Origin of the sequence: Rhodoferax sp. (assembly GCF_030646845.1) — a bacterium.
Classification (GTDB): Bacteria; Pseudomonadota; Gammaproteobacteria; order Burkholderiales; family Burkholderiaceae_C; genus Rhodoferax.
The window spans coordinates 40,351-64,112 of sequence record NZ_JAUSLE010000028.1; the positions used below are offsets into that span (position 1 = coordinate 40,351).

The following is a 23,762-nucleotide window of genomic DNA, read 5'->3' on the forward strand; positions in this document are numbered from 1 at the left end:
GTTCAACGCACCGTCTGCTGCCGCAGATGCTCGGCACGCTTCATGTCCACATACTGCCCCCGGTCCATCTCATGCAACTGCCGTGGATACTGCTCGGTCGCCGAAAACCAGTCCTGCAAACGCTTCTCAACCCGCGTCGCCAGCGGCGCACCGGCGGCCCCCAGGAAGGTGTCGATCGCGAGGTAATAGCGCATCGTGTTGCGCTCCATCACGCCCCGCACCCCGCCGATGTGTTGAGGCCGGCCGTCGGCCCCCTTGCCGGTGACGGTGAACCCTACTTTGCTGCGGGCGACGGTCCCGAGATAGGTCTGCATGGCCAGCCGCGCGGCAAAATTCACGGCGTAGGAGTAAGTCAAATGCAAAAAGGTTTTGGCGTTCGGCAGCGCCACCGCCTCCAGCCGGATCAGGTAGTCGCTGGTGCCCATCGGGCCGTCTTTGGCGTTGAGCACAATTTCAAGGTACTGCGGGGTGGCGGCCGCGACGCCGTAATTGAATTCAACCCGCGCCACGTTGATCAACAGTTCAGATGTCTTCTTGCCGATATTGACCCGCAGCCTGGTGCCCGGCTGCCCCTCCATCGCATGACAGTACTTCACATTGATGTGCAGCAGCATCACGTCGCACCAGTGATTCGGATCGTTCAACGCGGCCGTCACCGTGCCAAAGGGGTGATCGACGACTGCGTAGATATCGCCCTTCAATCGGTCCGGCAATTCAGCGGAATCGAGAACCAGCGGCCGTTTGAATTGATTCTGGCGCAGCTGTTCCTCCAGCGACGCATGCTTGGCCAGCAGTGTCGCCACCGCATCCGTCTTGGCCATCGCCGCGCACGCAGAACCCGCCACCCAGACCAGGAGCAGGCATTTCAGCCAGCTCACCCAAAAACGCTTTTGCATTGCCCCTCCATTACTTCACCAGATTTGCAGAAGATAGTCCGGACAGCCGAACAGGTCTGTACGCCAGCGAACGCGCCACTGGTATTGGAGGCAGACATGACGTCCAGGGTTCCCGGCACGGGATCAGCGCGTGGCCGCGGCCGGGCTACAGCGTGCCCTGCCGCTTGAATTGCTCGGTGGCCGCCACCAGGGCACGGGCAGTACCGGGCTCGAAGGCCGCGTGGCCGGCGTCGTCGATCATGCGAAAGCTGGCCTGCGGCCAGGCCTGATGCAGTCGCCACGCCGCGCGCGGCGGGCACACCATGTCATAACGGCCTTGAATGATGGCGGCCGGCAGATGGCGGATGCGGTCCACATGGCGGATCAGTTGGTCATCCGCCAGGAAGGCCTCGTGGCGGAAGTAGTGCGCCTCCAGCCGCCCCACACCGAGGGCGACCGTATCCGAGCCAAACTCGTCGGCCACGTCCGGGTGCGGCAGCAGGTGCAGGCAACTGCCTTCGTAGCGGCTCCAGGTGCGCGCCGCCAGCAGGTTTTGCGCCGCATCATCGCTGAACAGGCGCCGGCAATAGGCCTGCAGCAAGTCTGCCCGTTCTGCTTCAGGAATGGGCGCGACAAAGCGTGCGTGCTCCTGCGGGAAGAACCATTGCATGCCGTTCATGAACCAGTCAATCTCGGGCCGGGTGCACAGGAAGATGCCGCGCAGCACAAAACCCGTGCAACACTGCGGATGGGCCTGGCCATAGGCCAGTGCCAGCGTCGAACCCCAGGAGCCGCCAAACACCAGCCATTGCGCAATGTCCAGCAGCTGGCGCAGGCGCTCGATGTCTTCAACCAGCAGCTGGGTCGTGTTGTTGCGGCATTCGCCCAGCGGCGTTGACTTGCCGGCGCCGCGCTGGTCAAACAGCACGATGCGGTAGTACGCGGGGTCGAAGAATTGCCGATGTCTGGGCGACAGGCCGGCACCGGGTCCGCCATGCAGAAACAGCACCGGCACACCCTGGGGGTTGCCGCATTCCTCCCAGTACAGGGTATGCAGGTCGTCCACCGGCAACCGGCCGCTGCGGTAGGGCTCGATGGGGGGAAAGACGTCGCTGGGGCTGGGGTTCATGGCCGAGGCATTTTTCTCTGAAGTTCAGCCACGAAACCCTTGTCAAGCTCATTGGCACGAGGCGTCTTCTCCGCCAGTTTTACCTTCTGCCATGCCTCCCGGTAGTTGCCCAGGTGGTACAGGGTAATTGCCCAGTTCTGAAAATTCAAGACGTGATCAGGTGCTCGCGCTTGAAGTTTTGCGAACCTGGTCAGGGCATCGGCGACAAGCGCCTTGTTTTCCGTTTGAACACCGATCATTCCCAGCGCGCGAGCGTGATCCACAGCAAAATCAATGTCGTTACCCACAAGGCGATCTGCCTCGGCGAACAGACGCAGTGCATCACTGTTCTTTTCAAGTGATGCCTGGGCTGCAGCCATTCCCCAGATCGCGGCCCCGTTGCCAGCATCCAGCAGCCATGCTTGATTGAAACGACGCATCGCTTCATCAGGCTTACCCTGCCGCAGGAGGCTCCAGCCTCGTTTCGCGGCTTCCGCCGCGCCCTTCTTGCGATCCCCCTGGTAGTGCTTATCGATCTCAGAGATGAATCGCTTGTCCGCATCCTGCTGCGCTGTTGTCTTTTGTGCCGATCCGTATTTTGGCAATGAATTAATGTCTTGCGCCTTGACCGGGATCGTCGTCGTGACCGCAAGGACAACGCTGACAATGAGCGAATTCAATAGTTGACGCATGAGTACTCCTGACGAATTGCGTTTATCTGCCGCGAGGCCAAGCTGATGGGAAACCTGACGCGGACGAATTTCCAAAAGCGCGCCACAGCCCGTCAGGCAACGAGCCCGGCCCCATGCCCCATGGTAAACGCCTCCTCAAACACCGAGTACCCGGCCCAGTCGCTATGGGCGAAAGCCAGTCGCTCATGGGCGAACTGCAGTCGCTCCGAATTTTGTAGCTGACTGCGCTTGTTCTGCGCGGGCTGCAGGCCAATTCGATCAAATTTCCGGGGCATCGGGATGGCCATGGCGTGGCCATAGCGGGTGATGTCGATGTGGCTGGTTTTGCCCGCCAGATCAGGGTGGGCTGCCGACAGCTCCGCCAGGATCTCGTCGCGCCACGCGGCCCATGTTCTTTCCAGCAGCTGGCGCCGGCCGGCCAGCGCGCCACCCGGCACATCGCCCAGCGCGCGGTAATAGGTCAGCACCGTGGCGCCCGGCACCGGCTGCAGGCTCTGGTGCATGGCGTCCACATAGCCCAGGCCCGGCGCACCGTACAGCACGTTGTCCCAGCTCGGCGCCGGCCCGGGGCGGTCATGCAAGGGGCTTCTGATGTGGATGTTGGCCACCAGCCAGGGCGCGTACACGGTGCGGGCTGCGGCCTGGCGCAAGAAGTCGGGCGCGTCCTGCACCACGCGCGCCGCCACGAACACCGGCAGCGCCACGATGGCGCGCCTGGCCTGCCAGCGCTCCATGGTCTGCGTGGCGGTGTTGAAGGCATCCACCTCCACGCCGTGTTTGACGTTGGCAATGCGCAGCACCACCCGCCCGGCGTGCAGGCGCTCTTGCAACGGGGCTGCGAGGCGCTGCGTGAGCCAGGCGTTGCCCTCGGGCCAGGTGAGCACGCCTTCGCGCTCGGGCGTCTCCGTACCGGGCGCAGAGAAGCCGTGGCGGCTGGCAAAGTAGTGGATGCCGGCCCAAGCCGACACGGTGGCAATGCCCGCACCGAAATCATCGCGGCAGCAGTAGTCCAGGTACCAGCGCAGGTGCGGGTCGCTCAAACCGTTCTGCTCCAGATACGCTATGAAAGTAATAGCTACCAGCGCATGTTGTACGGGGGCTAGAGGCCTGTTTGATGCTGGAATTGTCCAGCGTGCCGCCTGGCGCGCCTGCGCCACCAGCGCGGCAAACTTCTGGTACTGCGCCAGCGTGGCAGCACCCACGCCCTGCACCGGCAGCAGACCATCCTGCCACTCGCCATGGAAGAACAGGCGCTCCTGCGGGCTGTGGCACAGGTGACGCTCATCCATCACCCAGCGGCCCGCGACGCGACGGCGCACCCCCAGTTCTTCCAGCAAGTCCTGTACCTCCGGCGCATGGTCACCCGGCACCGGCAGGTAGTGCGCGCCCAGCGGGCAGGCGATGCCGTTCACTGCGCCACCGCGGCTGTTGCCGCCGGCGGTGTCTTCCAGCTCCAGCAAGGCAAAGTCGTCCAGCCCCTTGAGGCGCAAGGCACGCGCCGCTGCCAGCCCCGCCACGCCGCCACCGGCGATCAGCACGTCCGTTTTGTGAATCACCGACGGGGCGGGCCAGTTCTTGCGGTCACGCAGCAGGTGGCCGCGCTCATGGTTGATGCCGGTGAAGCCGCCGGTGATCTGCTGTTGCTCATCGCAGCCAAACAGCGGCAGGGCTGAGGCGGCGAGAAAGTGACGCCGCTTCACGGCGTGACCCCAGCGGCGTAGCGAGCAGGCGCAGTAGCCGCCAGCATCAGTGCGCCACCTTGCCCCACTCCGCCTCATACGTCGTCACCAGCACCTGGTTCGACAAGCGATTCACCTCGGTCGGCACCCGTGCCATGTCCAGCGGAAAATCAAACAACAAGGGCAGACTCGGCAGGTTCAAAAAGCGCAACCCCTCAGGCAAGACGGTGGGCAGCCGGTAGGGGCGGCGGCTGGCGACGACAAAGCCCCACTCGCCAAAGCTGGGCACATGGGCGTGGTAGGGCATTGCGTTGAGTCCCACCGACTCGATGGTGCTGACCACGGTCCAGAAACTCTGGCGTGCCACCAGCGGCGAGGTGGTCTGGATCACGGCATAGCCGCTGGCGGCAAGCCGCTTGTCCAGCAGGGCATAGAAGGAGTTGGTGTAGAGCTTGCCGATGGAGAAATTGGTGGGGTCAGGAAAGTCCACCACCACCACGTCAAAGGTCTCGGTCGTGGTCTCCAGCCAGCTGAAGGCATCGGTGTTGATGACCCGGACCTTGGGCGACTGCAAGGCGCCGCCATTGAGTTGCGCCAGCATGGGCTGCGTGGAAAACAGCGTCGTCATGGCCGGGTCCAGCTCGACCAGCGTCACGCTTTCCACCCCGGGGTATTTGAGGATTTCACGCACCGCCATGCCGTCGCCGCCGCCCAGCACCGCCACTTTTTTCGGCGCGCCACCGGCTGCCGCATAGGCTGCCATCACCGGATGCACCAGGGCTTCGTGGTAGCGGTACTCGTCGCGCTGGGCAAACTGCAGATTGCCATTCAGGAACAGGCGGTAGCCCGCCCGGCCTTCGCCCCCGCTGTGCGTGAGCACAATGCGCTGGTAGGGCGAAGTGGCAGCAAACACCACGCGGTCCTGGTAAAAGCGGTCTTCGGCCCAGGTGGTGATGTGCTCGGCCCCGGCCATGCCGGCCGCCAGCGCGCCCAGCGTGGCGACGCAGGCCAGCGCATGCGCCCGGAACTGCCGCAGCTCATGGCGAAACAGCCACAACGCCCACAAGGCCACGGCGGCATTCATCAGGCCAAACAACAAGCCGGTGCGGATCAGCCCCAGCTGGGGCACCAAAATCAGCGGGAACGCGAGCGACACGGCCAGCGCGCCGAGGTAGTCGAAGGTGAGCACCTGCGACACCAGGTCTTTCAGCGCCACATTGCGCTTGAGGATGCGCATCACCAGCGGGATTTCCAGTCCCACCAGCGTGCCGACCAGCAGCACCAGCGCGTAGAGCAGAAAGCGAAAGGAGCCCGGCAGCCAGGCATTGGCGATGAAAAGCAGCGCTGGCAGCGCCCCGCCAACGAGGGCAACCAGCAGTTCTATGCGCAGGAAATGGGCGGGCAGCTGGCGCTCGAAAAAGCGCGACAGGTACGAGCCCACCCCCATCGCAAACAGGTAGGTGCCGATGACGGTGGAGAACTGCAGCACCGAGTCGCCCAGCAGGTAGGACGCCAGGGCGCCGGCCGCGAGTTCATAGACCAGCCCGCAGGCCGAGACAATGAAAACCGACGCCAGCAGGGCAACTTCGACCGGACGTGGCCCGGTCCGCTCATCGCTACTCATCCATGAATGGCGGCCGCCACGATGATGCAGATGCCCAGCGACATGGCGGCCACCACCAAGGCCAGCGCCTTGTTCTGCTTCTCGACGATTTCTTCCCACAGGTTGTAGGGCGTGAGCTTGTCAATGATCAGAAAGCTCAACCAGAAAATGAGCACGCCCATCAGCGCAAACAGGATGGAGCCGAAAAAAGCACTCGTTCTCAACCATTCCATAGTCATGGTGATCTCCTTCAAAAATAACGATTCAATTGGCGCTTCATTTGTGCCCGCCGCCGCTGGAGAAGCCGCCGAACGAGCCGCCTGAGCTGCGGGCGCTGCTGCTTGAACAATTCTCGGTCTTCGGGTCGCAGCTTGAACAGCGGCTGGTCAACAACAGGAACAGCAGGATGATGAGAAAGAGCACGATGACCGTGCCGAAACCGACCCCCTTGGCCGCGCTGCCGGGGCCGGCATCGCTGCGCTTGAGCAGTTCCTTCTTGTCTTCCAGCTTGAACGCCCTGGCGACCGCATCGCTCTCGATGTTGCTGCCGGCCGACCATGTCACTTCATTCGGCGACTGCTCCATCGACAGCAGGTTTTTGCCGCTGGCGAAATCGCGGTTCGAGGTCTTCTGGCCGCGACTGACCTGCCAGTAAAACTCGCCCGCTACATAGGTGGTTTCGGCGTTGTAGCTCTCTTTGAGCTGGTAGCGGCTGCCGAGGTAGGTGGCGCTCTGGCCGTTGTCGCTCATCACCGGCGCGCCGGTGGTGGGCTTGACCACGCTCCAGCCCTCGGTGGAATCCACCAGAAAGGTGAAGCCGCGCTTGGCGTTGTAGAGCAGGTACTCTTCCCAGCCGAAGTGCTCGTCCGGGTCAGTCGGGTCGAAACCCATGCGGTGCTGAAAGCCCACCACCTGCCACGGCACGCCCTGCAGGAGGCCCTGGCTGCCCAGCGGGATGAGCGGCGCCACCGGCTCGTCCTGGAGCGCGTGTTTGAGTTCGGCACCGATGCCCTGCGACAGGTCAATGATGCTGTTGCACGAACCGCAGGTGATGCTCTTGCTGCTGGCCAGCCGCACCGCCACCTGGGCGCCGCAATTGGGGCAGCTGAACTGGCGGCCCGTCTCGTCCTTGGCGGACTCGTCACGCAGGCCCGAGAGCTTGAGGTCGTCCAGCAAAACCGGTTTTCCGATGGAAACGCTGGGCGGCTGGGTGCCGTAGTCGATGCTGAGCACCGACTCATCGCGGCCGATGCTGCCATTGCCCTGGCTGCGCAGCTCCACCATGGCAAAGGACTGACCCAGCACCGGCAAATGAGGTAACTCGCCCTGCGCCGATATCAGCGCCACCTGCTGGTTGGAGGCAACGCTGAAGGACTTGCCGTTGATGGCGGTGGTGGCGCCCACGCGGAAGTGCGCGGCGTCCGGCAGGTCGCGCTGCATCGCCAGCGGCGTGCTGAAAACGTAGGCGCCGTTGTCTTCGCTCAGATAGGCGCTGGTGCCGTCCACCAGCACCGCATGCCACTCGGTCCAGGTGCCCTCGCCGTACTTGTACTGCAGGCGGCCGACCAGCGTGAAGGCCTTGCTGTTCCAGCTGCCCGACGCCAGGAGTTGCAGTGGGCTGTGGTCATCGAACAGCTCGGCCATCTTGCCGATGCGCGCCAGCGTCTCGCCGCTGCGCACCACCGTGCTCTGGCAATACGCGCACACCGCGTGGGTGGACTGCGCGCTGCGAAATTCGACCGGCGCACCACAGCCCGGGCACGGAGCCCGGTAGGCGCGTTGAAAGGATTCGGTAGCCATGGGGTGCGAAGTCACCGTTGCGCCTGAGCCTGTCGCAGTCTTCGACAGGCTCAGGGCGAACGGGAAAAAGTCAGACCAGCTTTTTCAGGAGTTCTGCTTTCTTCGCGTCAAACTCTTCCTGCGTCAGGATGCCTTTGGCTTTGAGCTCGCCCAGTTTCTCCAGCGTGGCCATCACGTCCTCGGCCTTGACCCCCACCGCTTGCGCTGCGGGTGGCGTCGCGCCGCCCTGCAAGCCAGCCTGCAGGTTCTGCGCCAGCACCTGGCCCAGCGCCACACCGGCACCCAGCCCCATGGCGTCACCCGCGATGCCGCCGCCGCCCGAGCCGGCGCCTTCGGCAAATTTCGGAATCGCCTGTGCCGTCTGGTACTGCATGAACTTGCCCATGTCGTTACCGACCATGCCCATGCCGATTTTCTGGTCGAGTATTTTCTGCAACTCTTCCGGCAGCGAAAGGTTTTGCACCGTCATGCCTTCGAGCGTCAGGCCGATTTTGGCGAACTCGGGCGTCAGCTGCTGCTTGAGCGCTTGCGCAAACATCAGCTGGTTAGCCGCCAGATCGAGAAACGCAACGCCGCTGCTGGCGATCGCATTGCTGATGTTTTGCAGCACCAGCCCGCGCAACTGGCCCTCCAGGTCGCCCACGCCATAGCTGTCGCGTGTACCCGAAATCTCGGTGTAGAAAAGCTTGGGGTCCGACACGCGGTAGGTGTAGTTGCCGAAGGCCCGCACGCGCACGGCGCCAAAGTCCTTGTCGCGAATCGTGATCGGCTGCGGCGTGCCCCACTTCTGGTCGACCTGCTGGCGCGTGCTGAAAAAGTAGACGTCGCTCTTGAACGGGGACTCAAACAGCTTGTCCCAGTTCTTCAGGTAGGTCAGTACCGGAATGGTCTGCGTCGTGAGCTTGTACATGCCGGGCCCGAACACGTCGGCAATCTTGCCCTCGTTCACGAACACCGCCATCTGCGACTCGCGCACGGTGAGCGACGCCCCGTACTGGATCTCCATGTCGGCCATGGGGAAGCGCCAGGCCAGCGTGCCGTCTGACGCTTCGGTCCATTGAATGATGTCAATGAACTGTTTCTTGATGAAGTCCATCAGCGCCATGGGTTGCTCCTGTAGGTGAGATTGGAATGGGATGATACCCGGCACAGTTGGGCAGCGGCATGCCAGTTTTCTCACCGGCCTGCGCCATGTCAAATCTGAACCCGGGTCCCCAGTTCAATCACGCAGTTGTTGGGCAGGCGAAAGAAGTCCGCCACGCTGCCTGCGTTGCGGGACATGACGGCAAACAGGGCTTCACGCCAACGGGCCATGCCGGCGCCCCGGGTCGGCACCACGATTTCGCGGCTGAGGAAATACGAGGTCTCGAACAAGTTGATGGGCAAGCCCTGGGACTGACAGAGTTCCAGCGCTTTCGGAATATCCGGTGTGTTTTTGAAGCCGTAATTCACCTGCACCTTCCAGAAACCGGACACCAGAGGTTTGACTTGCACGCGCTCCTCGAATGGAATCCAGGGCACATCGTGGAATACGACCGTGAGGATCAGATTGCGCTCGTGCAGCACCTGGTTGTGCTTCAGGTTGTGCATGAGGGCCTGCGGCACGGTATCCGGGTTGGCGACCGCATAGACCGCCGTCCGCGGCGCCCGATGCATACCGTCTGCGGCCAACGCCGTGATGAACGGCAGCAGCTCGGGATCATCCTGGCGAATGCTGTCAATCAACAGTTCACGTCCGCGCCGCCAGGTGGCCATGATCGTGAAGATGGCCATGCCAAGCACCAGCGGGAACCAGCCCCCTTGAAAGAACTTGAGCGAACAGGACACCACGAGGAGTGCGTCGAGAGCCAGGAGCGCCCCCGTCGCCGCCAGCGCCACCGGCAAGGGGTAGCCCCAGCCATGGCGGATAACAAAGAATGTCAGCGCGGTGGTGATGAGCATCGTCACGGTCACGGCAATGCCGTAAGCCGAGGCCAGGGCCGAAGAACTTCCGAAGCCCACCACGGCCAACAACACGGCCACCAGCAGCATCCAGTTCACTTCAGGTATGTAGATTTGCCCCATCTCCTTGGCTGACGTGAAGTGCACCCGCATGCGCGGCAGCAGGCCCAGTTGCACGGCCTGTTTCGTCATGGAGTAGGCCCCCGAGATCACCGCTTGCGACGCGATGACCGTTGCCAGCGTTGCCAGCACCACGGCCGGGATGAGCCAGGCTTGCGGGAACAGGCGATAGAACGGGTTCTCCAGGGCGGACGGGTCACGCATCATCAGCGCGCCTTGCCCCATGTAATTGATGGCCAGGGCCGGCAGCACCATGCCCATCCAGGCGAACTGGATCGGTCGTTTGCCGAAATGGCCCATGTCGGCGTAAAGCGCCTCCGCACCGGTGAAGGCCAACACAATGGCGCCCACCGCGACAAACATGTGCCAGCCTTGTGAGCGTAAAAATGCCAGCCCGTTCAAAGGGTTCAGCGCCGCCAGAATGGCCGGTTGCTGAATGATCTCCACCACGCCGGTGACGGCCAGCACGCCAAACCACAGCATGATCACGGGTCCGAACAGTTTGCCCACCAGCCCCGTGCCATAGCGCTGCACCGCAAACAAACCGATGAGCACGGCCACCGAAATTGGCAGCACATAGGGCTTGAAGGCAGGCGTCACCACCTCCAGCCCTTCGACCGCACTCAGCACGGAGATGGCCGGGGTGATCACGCTGTCGCCATAAAACAGGGCAGCGCCAAACACGCCCATCAGCAGCAGGACGGTACGCCGCTGAGGGGTTTTGCCAGCGGCATTGGCTGCAAGCGCCGTCAGCGCCATGATGCCGCCCTCGCCACGGTTGTCGGCACGCAGGATCAGGAACACGTATTTCAGCGTGACGACCAGCATCAAGCCCCAAAAAATGACGGAGACCGCGCCGATGAGATGGACCGCGTCCAGCGGGATGCCAGTGGCGGGACTGAAGACCTCTTTCATGGTGTACAAGGGACTGGTGCCGATGTCGCCATACACCACACCCAGGGCGCCCAGGGTGAGCGCGGCCAGGCTTTCCCTCTCCGATTTTTTACTCATTGCAATCCATTGACAGTGAACAGGGTGTCACTATCGCCCTGGGCGCATCAGGAACGCATAAGGACCGGTCAAGCAGCCGCCAGCCTGTAGCCCACACCGGTTTCGGTCAGCAGATGGCGTGGTTCTGCCGGGTCACGCTCAATCTTGGCCCGCAGCTGCGCCATGTAGAGCCGCAGGTAGTGCGTGTGCTCCGTGAACTCGGGTCCCCAGACATCGGTCAGCAACTGCCGATGGGTCACGACCCGGCCCGCACTGCGCACCAGGCGCGCCAGCAGCTTGAACTCGGTCGGCGTGAGATGCAGCACTTCACCCTTGCGCTGCACCACATGGGCCGCCAGGTCGATGCGCAGGTCTTCCAGCTCATGCACCGTGACAGCGGCGGCCAGGGCTGTACCACGATGGCGCAGCGCGACGCGGATGCGGGCCAGCAACTCAGCCACACTGAACGGCTTGGTCAGGTAGTCATCGGCACCCGCGTCCAGCAGCTGAATTTTCTGCGCCTCCTGATGGCGGGCGGACACCACGATGATGGGCACCGCATTGCGCTTGCGCACCTCACGCACCAGCTGCACCCCGTCGCCGTCGGGCAGCCCCAGATCCAGCACGATGACATCAGGCGGGTCGTGGCGCAGCAGTGCGCTGGCCTCGCTCAGGGACACTGCCGTTTGAACCTCAAACCCCTCCACCGACAGAGAGGATTGCATCAGCGCCCGTATCTCACGATCGTCCTCGACCACCAGAACGTGCAGGCTCATGACAGCTCCGTGGCGGGTTGCTGCGCTTCGATCGGCAGGATGAGAGAGAAATTGCTGCCACCGCCAGCGCGCGTCCGCAATGACAATTGCCCCCCATGCGCCTCGGCGATGGCCCGACACAGTGCCAGGCCCAGACCGGCACCGCGCTGGCCCGACTGGTCACTGCGGGCGTAGGGCTCGAATAGGGTTTTGTGCTCCGCTTCAGGGATGCCGGGTCCCCGATCCTTGACGGACACCGTCAGCGCCTGAGCGTCAGCGCTCACCGTCAGCTCAATCGCACCGTCGCTGTATTTCAGCGCGTTGTCCAGCAGATTGCCGATCAATTGGCCGAGCAGCACCGGGTCTGCCTTCACCAGCGGCAACCCCTCGGGCACTCTGGACTTGATGCGGCGCCCGGGGTCACGTTGGCGCACGCGTGCCAGCACGGCGCCGACAATCTCTTCCATCGACTCCCAGTCCCGTTTGAGTTCCTGCGCCGAGCTTGAGAGGCTCACGAGTTGCAGCGTGTTCTCGGTCACCGTGGACAGGTAGGCGGCTTCGCCGGCAATGCTGCCCAGCAAGCGCTCCTGCTCAGAGGGGCTTAACTTGTCGCGCTGGGTCTGCAGGGAAGAGGCGGCGCCGACGATGGCTGCCAGCGGCGTGCGCAGGTCGTGCGAGATCGCTGCCAGGAAAGTGCTTTGCAATTGCTGGCGTTGTGCTTCGCCCTGCGCCGCCAGCATCGAAGCGGTCAGGCGCAGACGCCACAGCGCTTGCGCCAGCAGGGTGCAGAGTGCTTTCGCATGCGCGCGACCGCTTTCATCACTGGCCAGTGCAGGCTCGACACAGGCGGCGCCCGTCATGTGTCCCTTGTCACCCAGTGGCAGGTACCAGGCATTCAGCCCCGGCCAGCGTCCGGTCCCGGGTCCCAACACCGCCGCTTCGGCCATACAGCAGCGCATGCCGTCCCGCACGGAGGCGGCAAGCCCGGTGGCGGGATCCGGTTCCTTCCCGTCATGCGTCAAGGCCAGCGAACAAGGCCCGGCAAAGGCGACGTCCAGGGCCGCCTGGCCCAGCGCCAGAACCTCCTGCGCCGTGGTGGCATTTGACAGGTCGCTTGCCAGGCCCTGCAATTGCCGGGCACGTCGCTCGTTCAAACGGGCCATCTCGGTCTCGCGCCGAATCCCGGTGGCCAGGTGACTGATGACCAGGGCCACCACCAGCATCGTGGCCAGTGCGATGAAGTGTTCCTGGTTTTCGACCTCAAACGTCCAGCGCGGCGGCACAAAAAAGAAATTTAATGCCGTGACCGCCCCGACCGCGCAGACAGCCGACTCGATCCAGTCCAGTTTGTAGGCGGCAATCACGACCGCCAGCACATAGAGCATGGCCTGGCTTGTCAGCGATACATACCGGTCCAGCAAAAATCCGCAGGCAGTGGCGGCTGTCAGCAGCAAAGCCACGATGACCCACGCTCGGGCCGAATGAGGGCTGGGTTCCAGAACTTCAGGGGCGTTCATGAGGTAGCCAGCGTAACACTCACGGTGTCAGGATTGCATTAGGAAAGCGCGGTTGTGCTGCGCAGAGCGGCGGTGCCACGCGCCATCTCGTCGCACGCCTCCGATAGCCACTATCAATCACTTAGCCAAAACCAATTATCTATAACTATAGATTGGTCATATCATTCATCCCATGCTGATTGAAAACCTCTATCAGAGAACTCTTCAACCCACAGGAGCCCAAGATGACTGCACCACAACGCCCCGAGATCAAGACCATGGCCAACCTGGAGTCCGCCTTCGCCGGCGAATCCATGGCCCACATCAAGTACCGCTACTTCGCCAAACTGGCCCGCGAAATGGGTGACGAGGACACGGCCCGCACCTTTGAAGAAACTGCTGACCAGGAGGTGATGCACGCCTTTGGCCACCTGGATTTGCTCTACCCCAAGGCCACCATGACGCCGGCCAAGGCCCTGCAAATCGCCATCGACGGCGAGACCTATGAGTACACCGAGATGTACCCCGGCTTTCGCAAGACCGCCGAAGCCGAGGGCCACGCTGCCGCCGTGGCCGAGATGGACGAGCAGATCGAAGAAAGCAAAGTGCACGCGGCCGCCTTCCGCGCCACGCTGGAAAAAGCCCAGAAGCGCTTTGCCGCGCTGGCCAAGGTGGAAGAGCGCCACGCCAACCACTACAAGGCACAGCTGGCCAAGGTGACGGCCTGAGCCAGGGCGCCGCGCCGTACGCTATTGTTTTAATAGCTAGTTAGGCATATTCGACGGGGGCTGTAGCCCGATTTAATCAATATTTATCTGGAACATCACATGAAAACCTATCTCTGCATTGTTTGCGGCTTCATCTACGACGAGGCCACTGGCCGGCCGGAAGACGGCATCGCACCCGGCACCAAATGGGCCGACGTGCCCGAGAGCTGGGCCTGCCCGGACTGCGGCGTGGCCAAGGCCGACTTTGAAGCCGTCGAAATATGACCCCCACGCTTGCCACTTCGTGTGCTGCGCTGCCCCCCGAGGGGGCTAATCTTCCTGGGGGCGGCCCGGCGGAAGATTGTCAACCATTGCTAAATCGGAGATTTCCTCAATGAGTCCCATCATCATCATTGGCGCCGGTCTGGCGGGCTGGACCACAGCGCGTGAGTTCCGCAAGCTGGACAGCACCACGCCAGTGATGCTGATCACTGCAGACAGTGGCGACTTCTATGCCAAGCCGTCGCTGTCCAACGCGTTGGCGCAAGGCCGCGCCCCGGCGCAGCTGGTCAGCACGCCGGCGGCCAAAATGGCGCAGACCCTGGACGTCACGCTGCTGGCCCAGACGCGGGTGGAGGCGATCAACCCGGTGACCCGGACCATCGCCACTTCGCAAGGCGACTTCGGTTACAGCCAGCTGGTGCTGGCCACGGGTGCGCAGCCGATCCGCGTGCCCGTGGCGGGGGATGCAGCGGACCGGGTGCACTCGGTCAACTCACTGGATGACTTCTCGGCGTTTCACGCGCGCTTGACGGACCCACAAGCGACCGGGAAACATGTGCTGATCATGGGCGCGGGCCTGATTGGCTGCGAGTTTGCCAACGACCTGGCCGCCGCTGGCCACCAGGTGACGGTGGTGGACCCCTCCACCGGACCGATGGCCGCGCTGTTGCCGGCTGAAGCCAGTGCACAACTGCGCGATGCGTTGACTTCTGTGGGCGTGACGTGGCACTTCGGCGCCACCGTCAGATCGGTGAGCTTCGTTGCTGACGCTGATGCACAGGATTCGGTGCTCCGGGTGGATTTGTCCAATGGGCATGCAGCCTTGGTCGATACGGTGTTGAGTGCTATCGGTTTAAGAGCGGACACAGCGCTGGCAAAAGCCGCCGGGCTGGCCTGCGAGCGCGGCATCGTGGTAGACGCGGCCCTGCAAACCAGCAGCCCCCACATCTACGCGCTGGGCGACGGCGCACAGTACGCCAGCGCCGGCAACCGGACCCTGCCCTACGTGATGCCGATCATGAGCGCCGCCCGGGCCCTGGCCGCCACGCTGGCGGGAACGCGCACCGAAGTCGCTTTTCCGTTGATGCCGGTGACCATCAAGACCCCGGCGCTGCCGCTGGTGGTGGCAAGCGCTGCGCCCGGCACGCCCGGCGACTGGCGCAGCGCGGAGCCAGGGCTGTGGCAGTTCATGGGAGCGCAAGGTCAGGCGCGCGGCTTTGTGCTCGCTGGCAAGCAGACCAGCCGGCGCGCGGAGCAGGCGAAACTGATTCTGGCCTGAGGCGCCATGGCGCGGCGGCACAGTCACACGATTACGCCGGAAAAAGTCACAGCCGAAACACCCTGATACGCGAATTCCCGTACCAGGGTTTGCCATTGGCAGCGCCTACAATTCCATCCCTTGTAGAGACGCTGACGGGCTGGCCTTTCGGTCATACTGATTGCAGCAGGAGACAAAAATGCCCCAAACACCGGCCAATGCCGAAGAAAAACGCGCCGAGCTGCGCCGCGCCGCACTCGAATACCACGAGTTCCCCACTCCCGGCAAGATCTCGATTGCCGCCACCAAGCAACTGACCAACCAGCACGACCTGGCCCTGGCCTACTCGCCCGGCGTGGCCGCCCCCTGCGAAGAAATCGTCAAGGACCCCAACGCGGCGTTCAAGTACACCAGCCGCGGCAATCTGGTGGCCGTCATCACCAACGGCACGGCTGTGCTCGGCCTGGGCGACATTGGCCCGCTGGCCTCCAAGCCGGTGATGGAAGGCAAGGGCGTGCTGTTCAAGAAGTTTGCCGGCATTGACGTGTTTGACATCGAGATCAACGAGAAGCACGACCTCGACAAGCTGGTGGACATCATCGCCTCGCTGGAGCCGACCTTTGGCGGTATCAACCTGGAAGACATCAAGGCGCCCGACTGCTTTTATGTCGAGCGCAAGCTGCGCGAGCGCATGAAGATTCCGGTCTTTCACGACGACCAGCACGGCACCGCCATCACGGTCGGCGCGGCCATTCTGAACGGCTTGAAGATCGCCGGCAAGGAACCGAAGGATGTCAAGCTGGTGACCTCTGGCGCCGGCGCTGCCGCGCTGGCCTGTGTCGGCTTGCTGGTCAAGCTGGGCATTCCCCGCGAGAACGTCTGGGTCACGGACCTGGCCGGTGTGGTGTACGAGGGCCGCGTCGAGTTGATGGACCCCGACAAGGCGATTTATGCCCAGAACACATCGGCACGATCGCTGGGTGAAGTCATTGACAATGCCGACGTTTTTCTGGGCCTGTCCGCCGGCGGTGTGCTCAAGAGCGACATGGTCAAACGCATGGCGCCACGACCCATCATTTTTGCGCTGGCCAACCCGACGCCCGAGATCACGCCGGAGGAAGTGAAGGCGGTGCGCAGTGACGCCATCATTGGCACCGGGCGCTCCGACTATCCCAACCAGATCAACAACATTCTTTGCTTCCCCTATATTTTCCGGGGTGCACTGGATGCGGGGGCCTCCACCATCACGGTGGAAATGGAAATGGCCGCCGTGTATGCCATTGCCGAGCTGGCCCAGGCCGAGCAGAGCGAAGTGGTGGCCGCCGCCTATGCGGGCGAGCCGCTGGCCTTTGGCCCGGAGTACCTGATTCCCAAGCCGTTCGACCCGCGTCTGATGATGAAGGTGGCGCCGGCGGTAGCCCAGGCGGCAGCCGACAGCGGCGTGGCCTTGCGGCCCATCCAGGACATGGACGCCTACCGCGAGCGGCTGCAGAGCTTTGTCTACGCCTCGGGCACGGTGATGAAGCCGATTTTCACGGCGGCCAAGAAGGCGCTCAAGAAGCGCGTGGCCTACGCCGAGGGCGAAGAAGAGCGGGTCCTGCGCGCCGCCCAGATTGTGGTGGACGAGCGGCTCGCCCTGCCCACCCTGATTGGCCGTCCGCTGGTGATTGCCGAGCGCATCGAGAAATTCGGCCTGCGCCTGCGCCAGGGCGTTGATTACAGCGTGGTCAATGTGGAGCAGGACCACCGCTACCGGGATTTCTGGCAGACCTACCACCGCATGACCGAACGCAAGGGCATCACGGCCCAGGTCGCCAAGATCGAGATGCGCCGCCGCCTGACCCTGATTGGCGCCATGCTGCTGCACAAGGGCGACGTGGACGGGCTGATCTGTGGCACCTGGGGCAGCACGGCCATGCACCTGCAGTACCTGGACCAGGTGATTGGCAGGCGTCCGGGGGTCAACACCTATGCCTGCATGAATGGGCTGATGTTGCCCGAGCGCCAGCTGTTCCTGGTGGATACCCACGTCAACTACGACCCCACTGCCGAGCAATTGGCCGAAATCACCACGCTGGCGGCCGAGGAAATGATGCGTTTCGGCATCCGGCCCAAGGCCGCCTTGCTGTCCCACTCCAACTTCGGCAGCAGCAACCAGCCCAGCGCCGTCAAGATGCGCCAGGCACTGGACTTGCTGCGGGTCCAGGCGCCCTGGCTGGAGGTAGACGGCGAAATGCACGGCGACCTGGCCCTGGACGGACGGGCCCGTGCCGCCCTCATGCCCAACAGCACGCTCGCTGGAGACGCCAACCTGCTGGTGCTGCCCAACATCGATGCCGCCAATATTGCTTACAACCTGCTGAAAACAGCAGCAGGAGGCAACATTGCCATTGGCCCGGTGCTGCTGGGGGCGGCCAAACCGGTGCATATTCTGACGGCCAGCACCACTGTGCGCCGGATTGTCAATATGACAGCACTCACCGTTGCCGACGCCAATGCGACCCGCTAATTGATGTAGCTCAAGTTAGCGCACACTTACAAACCCTGCAAACCCCTCCCGATTGCCTAATATTTGGGCAGTCGCTTGCATTATTTCCGTAAATACGCGACACTACGAACCTTGAAATTTCCGGGTAAACCCGGAGTGTTGTCAGAAAAGTTTTTTTCATGCCGCGTCTAACAAGCTTGAAGTTAGTACTTACTGGCTTTTTGCTTCTGACCGGTCTAGCCTTCGGTTTGGTGCAGGCCAAGGGGCCTGCCGCTGCGGATGCCAAGGCCACCATAACGGTGGCTGAATTGTCCAGGCAAGGCGCCCAGACCTATGCCCTGATTCATCAGGGTGGTCCGTTTGCACATGAAAAGGATGGGGTTGTATTTGGAAACCGGGAGCGTTTGCTACCGGCCCGCAAACGTGGTTACTACCGCGAATACACCGTTGCAACACCGGGTTCGCGCGACCGGGGAGCCCGGCGCATTGTGTGCGGGGGGCCACCACAAACACCGGACGCCTGTTATTACACGGCCGATCACTATGCAAGCTTCCGCAAGATCGTTCCGTGATTTTGATTTTTTGCCATTTTGGAAAGTGAAGCGGGAATGAATATGTCACTTACTCAAGAAACACCAGCGCCACAGCGTGCTGCGCCGGACGTGCCGCTACGCGGCATACGGCCAAATATTGTCCAGTCGATCCGCGCCTTCCGGGTGCAGGAGTTGCAGGATGCGGCCCAGTCCCTGGGACAGCATTTTCTGTATGCCAATCTGGCCAATGCCCAGACCAAGCAGGACGTGCTGGACCTGATCGCCCAGCAATTCATGCTGTCTGCGCATGTTGGCAAGAATTTCGATGCGCTGTATGACAGCATGACAGACCCGCTGCACAAGTCCGGCCCACAGCCTGGCTTTATCGCGGTACTGGAGCACATCCCGGCCAATACCAAGTTCGACAAGGAAGCACGCGAGCAGTTGCTCGATATCTTCCGGGACGCGGCCGATTATTGGTCGGATCGAAAGATTCCGTTCCGATGTTTCTATTCTTTTCTGTAGCCCGTTCTGCACACACCAGCCAAGCAGAACGGGCGAACGAGGCAAAAGGCACAAACGCGGGCAGCGAAGCCGTGTCTGGCATTGAACTCACCACCGAATCCGGTGAAAAAATGCCAACCGACAAACTATTGGACATCTCTCCGATGGCGCTGCGCATGAGCAGCCCCTTCAATGCCGGGTACTGGCTGACTGCTGCCTGATAACGGCAAGCAACCGTAAAAAAGGCTCACCGGATGGTGAGCCTTTTTTCTTGGGTGCTGATCATGGCGCGGGCGTCAGACAGATGCCGGTTGCCTGCCGCCCTGGATCTGCCCGGCCAATGCCAGATACTCGGCCACCGGGACTTCCTCGGCCCGGCGCTGTACGTCGAACTCGCCCGCAAAGCCTTTCTCCTGCAGCCACTTGCCCAGGGTGTGGCGCATCAACTTGCGACGCTGGCTGAAGGCCACCTGCACGATTTCGCTGAGCAGTTTCTCGTCCACCAGCGCAGCGTTCTCTCGCGGCACCATGCGCACGACAGCACTGTCCACCCGTGGCGGTGGCTCGAAACTTCCGGGCGGCACAAACAGCACGTTTTCCATGGCGTAGCGCCACTGCAGCATGACACTCAAGCGGCCATAGTCCGAGGTCGCCGGGCGGGCCACCATGCGGTCAATCACTTCCTTTTGCAGCATGAAGTGCTGGTCTTCGATGACGTCCACGAAGCCGAGCAAATGAAACAGGATGGGGGTGGAGATGTTGTAGGGCAGGTTGCCCACGACTCTCAGCTTGGTGGCCCCCTGCGCGTGCGCGAGTTCGGCAAAGTCAACCTTCAGTACGTCGGCCTCAATCACCGAGAGCTGTGCATGAGCCCGCAGGCGCGCCGCCAGGTCGCGGTCCAGCTCAATCACGGTGAGGTGGCCCAGGCGCTCCACCAGGGGTTGCGTCAGCGCCGCCAGACCGGGCCCAATTTCCACCATGGCCTGTCCGGGCTTGGGTGCAATCGCGTCAACGATGGCTTCAATGATGCTGCCATCGGCCAGGAAATGCTGGCCGAAACGTTTGCGGGGAATGTGTTTCATGCGGGGAACGTGGGGGCTGCCGCCGCGCCGGGCAGCGCCGTACGCGAAGCGACAAGCGTGGGGGTTGTCATATATTTCTACTGGGGCGGTTCGCGCATTTCCACATAGGCACGGGCACGCAATTCTTGCGCCCAGGTGGCGTAAGCATCGTCGAGCTTTTTCTCGCGCAACATGGCGCGCACGGCCTCGCGTTGCTCGCGCGGGCCCAAGGCAACATTGCGGCGCTCGGTCAGCTGAATCAAATGGACACCAAAGCGCGACACCAGCGGGTCGCTGATCTGACCGGGTGCCAGCCGGTTCATGACCTCCTCGAACTCCGGCACAAACATGCCGGGATTGGCCCATCCCAGATCGCCTCCCTGCGCCGCACTGCCGTCTTGTGAGTTGTCACGGGCCAAGGCTGCAAAATCGGCCTGCCCCGCCAGAATGCGCTTCTTGAATTCACTGAGCCTGGCGCGGGCAGCCGCCTCGCCCAGTTGTGGACTGACACGTAACAGGATATGCCGCGCCCGACTCTGCGTCACGGTCATGACAGGCATTCCAGCACTTTTCTTCTCAAGTACCTTGAGGATGTGAAATCCCGCACCGGAACGCACCAGCGCCGAGAGGTCGCCGACACCCAGATTTTGTGTTGCCTCCAGGAACAGCGGGGGGTAGCGGTCAACCGTGCGCAGGCCCAACTGGCCGCCATTGGCGCGGTCTGAGGCACTGGAGAGTTCACGCACCAGGGTAACGAAGTCTTCGCCAGCCCGGGCCCGCTCCAGCGCGCGCTGGGCCTTGGCCTGGAGGGCTGCAATCTGCTCTGCGGTGGCCCCCTCAGGCACTGCCACCAGGATCTGTGCCAGGTTGATTTCCTGAACTGCAGGCGCGTTGCTCTTCTGCTGCTCCTGCAGGTATTGGTCCACCTCGAGGTCAGAAACGCGCACGCGTGGCTCCACATCGCGCTCGCGCAGACGCGTCAACATGATCTGGTCCCGCAACTGGGCGCGGAACTGGCTGAGCGCGACCCCATCCTTTGCCAGGCGACGGTGCAACTCGGCCACATCCAGCTGGTTTTGCCGTGCAACGTCCTGCTCCGCCTGATCGATGGCCGCCTCGTCCACGCGTATGCCGGCTTCGCGCGCCAGCTGAAGCTGCGCCTTTTCGTTGATGAGACGCTCCAGCACCTGTCGCGCCAGCAGGTTGAGGTCGGGTTGGGGCCGGCGCTGCTGGGCCAGCTGCTGCGTCACGCGCTGCAGCGCCACGCGCACCTCGTTGTTGGTGATGGGCTCGGAGTTGACCACGGCCACAATGTAATCAGCCTGAAGCTGAGCACCAGGCTGCACGCGAAGGGCGGGCGTCGCAGCCGCGGCGCCGACACCCCCGGCTGGCCGCAAGCCCTGCGCCTGCGAGGTGACGGAGGCAAGAATGGCAAGGCTGGCCACGGTCAGGGCCATGAGGCGATGGGTCATGATGGGTCAATCGTAATTGCTGAATCGGCTGGGAGCGCTGGTTTGCTCTCGCAGGTATTGGTAATTTGGAATATTCTCTTTCAGGGTCTTCAGTGGGTTGACGCCCAGACGGGTGAACCCGACAAATTCAAGCTGGAACATGATGCGCTGCGTGGCAGACGAGGTACTGGTCTGCAGCCGCTCCAGCACCGCACGGCCCAGCCAGCAGCCGGCATCGTACTCAAAGCCGATGACTGCGTCGACCAGTCTGCCCTCATTCAGGCTGTAGTTGAGTCGGCCCACGCTGTACCAGCGTCCCTCGCCCTGGCCCCGTCCGGCTCCCAGCTCCTGCCCCCGGTCGCCCCAGAGATCATTCACCGGCCACTGCCAGCCCACGTCCAGCTGCTCGCTGAGGTCACGCTGGTAGCGGTAGGCGGCGGACACCACCCGGTAGTTGCCCGGGCTGTAGCGCGCACCAATGGTGGCACGCACGGACTGTTCTGTCTTGGGGTTGAACTGCACGGTGGAGTCAAAAGCCCATTTCGGGTTCCAGTTGACAGATGCCCCCAGCAGCACGTCGCTGATGCGGTCAACCACCGGAGCGCCGCCGGGCAGGGTCACGTTCTGATCCTTGAAGCGCAAGCGCTGTGCGACGCCAAAGCGTGCTGCCTCGGCGCCGGTATCCGGGTCCAGCAGGCGCGTGGTCACCCCGAGCGTCAGCAGGTTGCTGTCAGAAATGCGGTCGTTGCCAACGAAGGCGTTTTCGGTATAGATGGTCGCGAAATTGAAGTCATTCGCACCCGTGTCGTAAACGGGCAGCAGGCTCTGGTCGCGGTACGGTGTGTTGACGTAGAAGGCCCGCGGTTCGAGGGTCTGGCGAAAGGCCCGGCCAAAATAGCTGGCGTCGCGTTCAAACACCAGACCACTGTCCAGACTGAAGGTGGGCACCACGCGGCTGGCGGAGTTGGCGCCGTTGGCCAACGGCGCATCCAGCTGGTAATTGCTGACGTGCAACTGCAGCTTGGGCGTGATGAACCCGGCGGGCGCCATCCAGGGACGACTGACCTGCAGCAGCGAGTAGGCGCGCTGGCCATTGGCATTGGGCTGCGCCGACAGCAGGCTGTCTGCCTGAAACCGCGAGTAATCGGCAACCACCGAGTAGTCGATCCCGTTGGCTGTGCTGCGGGCATAGCGCGTGGTCAACTGGGGTGCAAGGTCATAGGGCTGCGCGATCGGTGCCGCCGGGTCTTGCAGCGTCTGCCACTTGAGCATGCGCACGCTACTGGCGAAATAGCCATTGGTCCAGGACAGCGAGGCGTCATTGGCCAACAGGCGCTGCGTCAGTGACGCCCCGGTGCGGGAGAAGTCGCGCCAGTAATTGTCATCACTCACCCGGTTCAGGTTGAGATTCAAGGCCAGACCGTTGTCCGTCAGCCGGTTTTTCAACGTGCCCTGATGGGCATAGGACAGGCCCCAGCGATTGCGCTCGCGCAGCTGATCGGAAGGCATCAGATCAAGGCGCATCTGTCCCGCATAGTCCGCTTCAAGATAACGAAACTCGCTCGCCAGATTCACCCCGCGCTTGCTCATCACACTGGGGGTGAAGGTTGCATCGCGGTTTGGCGCGATATTCCAATAGTACGGGACAGACACCTCGGCCCCGTTGACGTTGTCCAGCCCCAGGGTCGGGGGCATGAAACCTGACTTGCGCCGGTCGCTCAGCGGAAAGGTGATGTAGGGGATCGGCAGCAGGGGTACCCCTTTGAACGACAGTAACGCCCCTTGCGCCGTACCCACGTCTTCTTCGTTGTCCATGCGGATCGTGTTGGCACGCAGGATCCAGTCCGGCATCCAGCTCGGGCCCGGCAGGCGGCGGCAGGTGGTGTATGTGGCGTTGCGGATGACCGCCCGTTTGTCATCGATGAAATCAACACGGTCGGCTTCGCCATGCGCGTCATTGTTGAGAAAGTGGTAGCTTGTCTCGTTGAAAAATCCCTCGAAGGTGTCGAGCTTGAGCTCCAGCAGCGACCCTTCGTACACATTGCCTGCGCGGTTGATGTGGACATTGCCAAGGGCTTTGGCCAGGTCATCCGGCTGGTAGTACTCCAGCCGGTCCGCCTTGATCACCATGTCGCCACGGCGCAGCACGGCGTCGCCCTCCACCACGGTTTCCAGGTCGGGGCGTCCGTACAGGCGGTCGCCAATGATGAAGGTGGGCAAGGCGCTGCGCGAGGAGGGGGAAATCTGCTCGTCCAGCAGAGGGCTGCTTTTGAGAAACAGCGGCGCCTCATCCGCGGCCGCTGATACCTCCTGGGCGCCAAGCGACGTCGCCTGCAGCAATGCCCATGCGACCAGGGCGACCGGGCTTCGGGCATAACGGAAATGGGGCACCCTGTGTGTCAGGTCGTGCATCAGGAGG

General features: G+C 62.8%; 21 protein-coding genes. 7 read left to right on the forward strand and 14 right to left on the reverse strand.

The features are described from left to right. Window positions 1–2: 2 nt before the first annotated feature. The 11 genes from Q7T10_RS07445 to Q7T10_RS07495 all read right to left on the reverse strand — a co-directional run bounded on the left by Q7T10_RS07445 (window position 3) and on the right by Q7T10_RS07495 (window position 13,080). Window positions 3–896 carry a hypothetical protein gene (locus Q7T10_RS07445; protein ID WP_304747238.1) on the reverse strand — a complete coding sequence of 298 codons (894 nt, stop codon included), beginning with the start codon at window positions 894–896 and terminating at the stop codon, window positions 3–5. Window positions 897–1,041: 145 nt separating this feature from the next. After that, window positions 1,042–2,004 (reverse strand): prolyl aminopeptidase, encoded by a 963-nt coding sequence (gene pip, locus Q7T10_RS07450; RefSeq protein WP_304747240.1) that lies wholly within the window; start codon window positions 2,002–2,004, stop codon window positions 1,042–1,044. Continuing rightward, window positions 2,001–2,675, reverse strand: coding sequence for a tetratricopeptide repeat protein (locus tag Q7T10_RS07455; RefSeq protein WP_304747241.1), 675 nt, complete (start codon window positions 2,673–2,675; stop codon window positions 2,001–2,003). Before Q7T10_RS07455 ends, pip begins: the two co-directional genes overlap by 4 nt. Window positions 2,676–2,767: 92 nt before the next feature. Further along, window positions 2,768–4,375, reverse strand: a complete 1,608-nt coding sequence (locus Q7T10_RS07460; RefSeq protein ID WP_304747242.1) for an FAD-dependent oxidoreductase — start codon at window positions 4,373–4,375, stop codon at window positions 2,768–2,770. A 46-nt stretch (window positions 4,376–4,421) separates the two neighbouring features. Then, window positions 4,422–5,978, reverse strand: coding sequence for a polyamine aminopropyltransferase (locus Q7T10_RS07465; RefSeq protein WP_304747244.1), 1,557 nt, complete (start codon window positions 5,976–5,978; stop codon window positions 4,422–4,424). Beyond that, window positions 5,975–6,196, reverse strand: a complete 222-nt coding sequence (locus Q7T10_RS07470; RefSeq protein WP_304747245.1) for a DUF350 domain-containing protein — start codon at window positions 6,194–6,196, stop codon at window positions 5,975–5,977. The genes Q7T10_RS07465 and Q7T10_RS07470 overlap by 4 nt, the downstream gene beginning before the upstream one ends. A 37-nt stretch (window positions 6,197–6,233) precedes the next feature. Next, a complete protein-coding gene (locus Q7T10_RS07475) occupies window positions 6,234–7,757 on the reverse strand; it encodes a DUF4178 domain-containing protein (protein ID WP_304747247.1) in 1,524 nt (507 codons plus the stop codon). Window positions 7,758–7,827: 70 nt separating this feature from the next. After that, window positions 7,828–8,862 carry an SPFH domain-containing protein gene (locus tag Q7T10_RS07480; protein ID WP_304747248.1) on the reverse strand — a complete coding sequence of 345 codons (1,035 nt, stop codon included), beginning with the start codon at window positions 8,860–8,862 and terminating at the stop codon, window positions 7,828–7,830. Between the two features lie 89 nt (window positions 8,863–8,951). Next, complete coding sequence (locus tag Q7T10_RS07485; protein ID WP_304747249.1) at window positions 8,952–10,829, reverse strand: potassium transporter Kup; 1,878 nt, start codon at window positions 10,827–10,829, stop codon at window positions 8,952–8,954. Between the two features lie 68 nt (window positions 10,830–10,897). Then, window positions 10,898–11,584 (reverse strand): response regulator, encoded by a 687-nt coding sequence (locus Q7T10_RS07490; protein WP_304747251.1) that lies wholly within the window; start codon window positions 11,582–11,584, stop codon window positions 10,898–10,900. Continuing rightward, on the reverse strand, window positions 11,581–13,080 hold the full coding sequence (locus Q7T10_RS07495) for an ATP-binding protein (RefSeq protein WP_304747252.1): 1,500 nt from the start codon (window positions 13,078–13,080) through the stop codon (window positions 11,581–11,583). The genes Q7T10_RS07490 and Q7T10_RS07495 overlap by 4 nt, the downstream gene beginning before the upstream one ends. Window positions 13,081–13,304: 224 nt before the next feature. Here Q7T10_RS07495 and Q7T10_RS07500 point away from each other — a divergent pair, with 224 nt between their 5' ends. The 7 genes from Q7T10_RS07500 (at window position 13,305) to Q7T10_RS07530 (ending at window position 19,052) form a co-directional block, all read left to right on the forward strand. Next, a complete protein-coding gene (locus tag Q7T10_RS07500) occupies window positions 13,305–13,787 on the forward strand; it encodes a rubrerythrin family protein (protein WP_304747254.1) in 483 nt (160 codons plus the stop codon). Window positions 13,788–13,886: 99 nt separating this feature from the next. Next, complete coding sequence (locus Q7T10_RS07505) at window positions 13,887–14,051, forward strand: rubredoxin (protein WP_304747255.1); 165 nt, start codon at window positions 13,887–13,889, stop codon at window positions 14,049–14,051. A gap of 109 nt (window positions 14,052–14,160) precedes the next feature. Beyond that, entirely contained in the window at window positions 14,161–15,327 is a 1,167-nt protein-coding gene (locus tag Q7T10_RS07510; protein ID WP_304747257.1) for an FAD-dependent oxidoreductase, read from the forward strand. A 178-nt stretch (window positions 15,328–15,505) separates the two neighbouring features. Next, window positions 15,506–17,815, forward strand: a complete 2,310-nt coding sequence (locus tag Q7T10_RS07515; protein ID WP_304747258.1) for an NADP-dependent malic enzyme — start codon at window positions 15,506–15,508, stop codon at window positions 17,813–17,815. Between the two features lie 158 nt (window positions 17,816–17,973). After that, window positions 17,974–18,366, forward strand: a complete 393-nt coding sequence (locus tag Q7T10_RS07520; RefSeq protein WP_304747259.1) for a ribonuclease — start codon at window positions 17,974–17,976, stop codon at window positions 18,364–18,366. A 36-nt stretch (window positions 18,367–18,402) separates the two neighbouring features. Then, window positions 18,403–18,852: a barstar family protein gene (locus Q7T10_RS07525; protein WP_304747261.1), complete on the forward strand. Its 450-nt coding sequence runs from the start codon at window positions 18,403–18,405 to the stop codon at window positions 18,850–18,852. Beyond that, complete coding sequence (locus tag Q7T10_RS07530) at window positions 18,831–19,052, forward strand: hypothetical protein (protein ID WP_304747262.1); 222 nt, start codon at window positions 18,831–18,833, stop codon at window positions 19,050–19,052. The genes Q7T10_RS07525 and Q7T10_RS07530 overlap by 22 nt, the downstream gene beginning before the upstream one ends. A 75-nt stretch (window positions 19,053–19,127) precedes the next feature. On the opposite strand, the gene rsmA is transcribed toward Q7T10_RS07530, so the two are convergent. The 3 genes from rsmA to Q7T10_RS07545 form a co-directional block, all read right to left on the reverse strand. Next, window positions 19,128–19,913, reverse strand: a complete 786-nt coding sequence (gene rsmA, locus Q7T10_RS07535; protein ID WP_304747264.1) for a 16S rRNA (adenine(1518)-N(6)/adenine(1519)-N(6))-dimethyltransferase RsmA — start codon at window positions 19,911–19,913, stop codon at window positions 19,128–19,130. 77 nt (window positions 19,914–19,990) lie between these two features. Then, the gene (locus tag Q7T10_RS07540) at window positions 19,991–21,364 is read right to left on the reverse strand and encodes a peptidylprolyl isomerase (RefSeq protein ID WP_304747266.1); all 1,374 of its coding nucleotides are present in this window, start codon (window positions 21,362–21,364) and stop codon (window positions 19,991–19,993) included. A gap of 6 nt (window positions 21,365–21,370) precedes the next feature. Then, window positions 21,371–23,755: an LPS-assembly protein LptD gene (locus tag Q7T10_RS07545; RefSeq protein WP_304747267.1), complete on the reverse strand. Its 2,385-nt coding sequence runs from the start codon at window positions 23,753–23,755 to the stop codon at window positions 21,371–21,373. Between the last annotated feature and the right edge of the window lie 7 nt (window positions 23,756–23,762).

Bases quoted from the DNA above. Each gene is read 5' to 3' on its own strand.
- pip (WP_304747240.1), bottom strand. From the start codon at position 2,004: ATGAACCCCAGCCCCAGCGACGTCTTTCCCCCCATCGAGCCCTACCGC.
- Q7T10_RS07495 (WP_304747252.1), bottom strand. From the start codon at position 13,080: ATGAACGCCCCTGAAGTTCTGGAACCCAGCCCTCATTCGGCCCGAGCG.
- Q7T10_RS07530 (WP_304747262.1), top strand. From the start codon at position 18,831: ATGTTTCTATTCTTTTCTGTAGCCCGTTCTGCACACACCAGCCAAGCA.
- Q7T10_RS07500 (WP_304747254.1), top strand. From the start codon at position 13,305: ATGACTGCACCACAACGCCCCGAGATCAAGACCATGGCCAACCTGGAG.
- Q7T10_RS07485 (WP_304747249.1), bottom strand. From the start codon at position 10,829: ATGAGTAAAAAATCGGAGAGGGAAAGCCTGGCCGCGCTCACCCTGGGC.
- Q7T10_RS07540 (WP_304747266.1), bottom strand. From the start codon at position 21,364: ATGACCCATCGCCTCATGGCCCTGACCGTGGCCAGCCTTGCCATTCTT.
- rsmA (WP_304747264.1), bottom strand. From the start codon at position 19,913: ATGAAACACATTCCCCGCAAACGTTTCGGCCAGCATTTCCTGGCCGAT.
- Q7T10_RS07455 (WP_304747241.1), bottom strand. From the start codon at position 2,675: ATGCGTCAACTATTGAATTCGCTCATTGTCAGCGTTGTCCTTGCGGTC.
- Q7T10_RS07465 (WP_304747244.1), bottom strand. From the start codon at position 5,978: ATGAGTAGCGATGAGCGGACCGGGCCACGTCCGGTCGAAGTTGCCCTG.
- Q7T10_RS07545 (WP_304747267.1), bottom strand. From the start codon at position 23,755: ATGCACGACCTGACACACAGGGTGCCCCATTTCCGTTATGCCCGAAGC.
- Q7T10_RS07510 (WP_304747257.1), top strand. From the start codon at position 14,161: ATGAGTCCCATCATCATCATTGGCGCCGGTCTGGCGGGCTGGACCACA.
- Q7T10_RS07445 (WP_304747238.1), bottom strand. From the start codon at position 896: ATGCAAAAGCGTTTTTGGGTGAGCTGGCTGAAATGCCTGCTCCTGGTC.
- Q7T10_RS07520 (WP_304747259.1), top strand. From the start codon at position 17,974: ATGCCGCGTCTAACAAGCTTGAAGTTAGTACTTACTGGCTTTTTGCTT.
- Q7T10_RS07515 (WP_304747258.1), top strand. From the start codon at position 15,506: ATGCCCCAAACACCGGCCAATGCCGAAGAAAAACGCGCCGAGCTGCGC.
- Q7T10_RS07470 (WP_304747245.1), bottom strand. From the start codon at position 6,196: ATGACTATGGAATGGTTGAGAACGAGTGCTTTTTTCGGCTCCATCCTG.
- Q7T10_RS07505 (WP_304747255.1), top strand. From the start codon at position 13,887: ATGAAAACCTATCTCTGCATTGTTTGCGGCTTCATCTACGACGAGGCC.
- Q7T10_RS07490 (WP_304747251.1), bottom strand. From the start codon at position 11,584: ATGAGCCTGCACGTTCTGGTGGTCGAGGACGATCGTGAGATACGGGCG.
- Q7T10_RS07525 (WP_304747261.1), top strand. From the start codon at position 18,403: ATGAATATGTCACTTACTCAAGAAACACCAGCGCCACAGCGTGCTGCG.
- Q7T10_RS07475 (WP_304747247.1), bottom strand. From the start codon at position 7,757: ATGGCTACCGAATCCTTTCAACGCGCCTACCGGGCTCCGTGCCCGGGC.
- Q7T10_RS07480 (WP_304747248.1), bottom strand. From the start codon at position 8,862: ATGGCGCTGATGGACTTCATCAAGAAACAGTTCATTGACATCATTCAA.